Annotated in this window: 2 protein-coding genes; both read right to left on the reverse strand. The window is 30.4% G+C overall.

What is annotated here, in order from left to right:
- On the reverse strand, nucleotides 1-1,495 hold a 1,495-nt coding region (locus VK071_07415; protein ID HLR35136.1), incomplete at its 3' end, for a recombinase family protein.
- A gap of 55 nt (nucleotides 1,496-1,550) precedes the next feature.
- A complete protein-coding gene (locus VK071_07420) occupies nucleotides 1,551-1,688 on the reverse strand; it encodes a hypothetical protein (GenBank protein ID HLR35137.1) in 138 nt (45 codons plus the stop codon).
- Nucleotides 1,689-2,162: the final 474 nt, after the last annotated feature.

Here is a 2,162-nt window from a genome sequence, read left to right on the forward strand (position 1 = left end):
CTTTGTTTTCTAAGAACTTTTTAAATTGCTTTAGTCTTTCTTTAATAGAGTTTTCATCTTTGATAGTTAGCTCTAGTGTTTTCTTTTCATCAAGTAATTCTTCTTTTTGTTTTGTAAGTTTTTTATACTTTTTAGCATAAAGTTCTTCGTCTATACTATCTTCTAAATGAAGATCAACTAACTTTCTTTCTTGACTAATGATTCTATTTAATTGGTTTTCTAACTTTTTCAAATCTTTGACTAAAGTATTATCATTTATTTCTTCTTCTACAATTTTTAAAAAGTCATCTATTACTGTTGAATCTGTGTGGCATAATTGTCTGTAGCTTTCAACAAAAGCTTTTTCTATCGCTGCTTCTTGTATCCCCTTTGAATGAGGACAATATTTTTTACCTTTTTTTGTTGACTTTACACATTGCCAGTTAATTTTTTTATAAATTGAACTTGTGTGCCAAGTTCTTCTTGAAAGTATTTCTCCACAAAATCCACATTCCAGCATACTTGAAAAAGCGTATTGTCTTGATAGTTTCTCTCTTTTTCTATCCTTATTAGCAATGGTGTTTCTATTTTGTGCTCTTCTGAGTCTAATCTCTTGTGCCTTTTCGAAATCTTCTTTTGATATAATTGGCTCGTGATGATTTTCAATGTGATATTTATCAGATTCTCCAAAATTTGCCAGTCTTCTTTTCGTTATAGGATCAACTGTAAAAGTCTTTCCCATTAGTATATCTCCAATATACTTTTCATTTTTAATTATTCCTAACACTGTAGTATCAGACCATTTTGTTTTACCTCTAGGGGTAAGATATCCTTGTTCTTCTAGTTCCCTACCAATAACTGAGCCACCATTGCCTTCTAAATATCTTTTAAAGATATATCTAACAATTTTAGCTTCCTCTTCATTTATAGAGATAGTTTTTGTTGTAGGGTCATAGTCGTAGCCAAGGCAACCTTGAAAACCAATAAGTTCCCCTTTTTCCATTTTCATTTTCAGTCCTTTTTTTACATGGGCTGAGGTATTTTCTACTTCTTGTTGAGCTACTGAACTTAATATTGTTAATAGTAACTCTCCATCCATTGTCAAAGTATCTATATTTTCTTCTTCAAATACTACACCAACATTGTTTTCCTTTAATAGTCTTACATACTTTAAGGTATCTAATGTATTTCTAGCAAATCTTGATATAGATTTAGTAATTATCATGTCTATATCTCCATTTTGGCAATCACTTATTAGTCTCATGAAATCTGCTCTTTTAGTAGCAGTTGTTCCTGTTGTAGCTTCATCTGCATATATACCAGCCATAGTCCAGTTCTTATTATTTTTTATTAGATTAGTGTAATAATCAACTTGCGATTTATATGATTCAAGTTGGTCTTTACTATCAGTGCTAACTCGACAATATGCTGCAACTCGTTTTAAATCTAAATGTAGTGCATTTCTATTTCTAGCTCCTGTATTTGAAGCTTTTATTAATTTTACTTTAGTATTCATTTTACCTCCTTCCCATTTTGTATCTTTCTACAGTGTTATTATATCACAAGATTAACTATTTTCTATCTCTCTTCTTATAATCATTTTCTATTCTATTTTTTATTTTTGTGTATTCCTTATCATTAATTAATTTAAGATCATAAAGTCTACATAACATAGCAACTCTCATGCTATAAACTTTTATTGCGTTCATAATAACCTCCTATGTATATTTAAGTTTTTTGACATTGACAAGTGCCTTGGATTAGCAACATAGGAATCTCACCTCCGCCTCTATTCAGGATGAGCCGGCTTCAACCTTAGATGTATCATTATCCTCATTTTCTTCAAAGCGAATAGGGTATCCCTCCCTATATTCAAACTCTTACTTATCGCTCCCTTTCTTCTTCCCTTGCTTTTAGCTTAGCAGTACTTGTTTTGCCGAATTATTCAGCAGAAAGATCTTGGCGGATAGGTTATTACGCTCCAAAAATGATTAATGTCTTGTCTTGGTCTATTCAATTGTTAAGGTTCAAAATTTATCGAGAGCTATTAATCTTTTTAAAATTTGACCATCAGAAAATACTTATCTTGATGAAACAAAATTGTTTAAAATTACCCTCTTATACTTAACAGTGAAAAGAAGTCTTTCTTGGTAACCAATTTTCAAAAATAAATTTGGTTAAAT

It is taken from the genome of Tissierellales bacterium (genome assembly GCA_035301805.1).
In the GTDB taxonomy this organism is placed as follows: Bacteria; Bacillota; Clostridia; order Tissierellales; family DATGTQ01; genus DATGTQ01.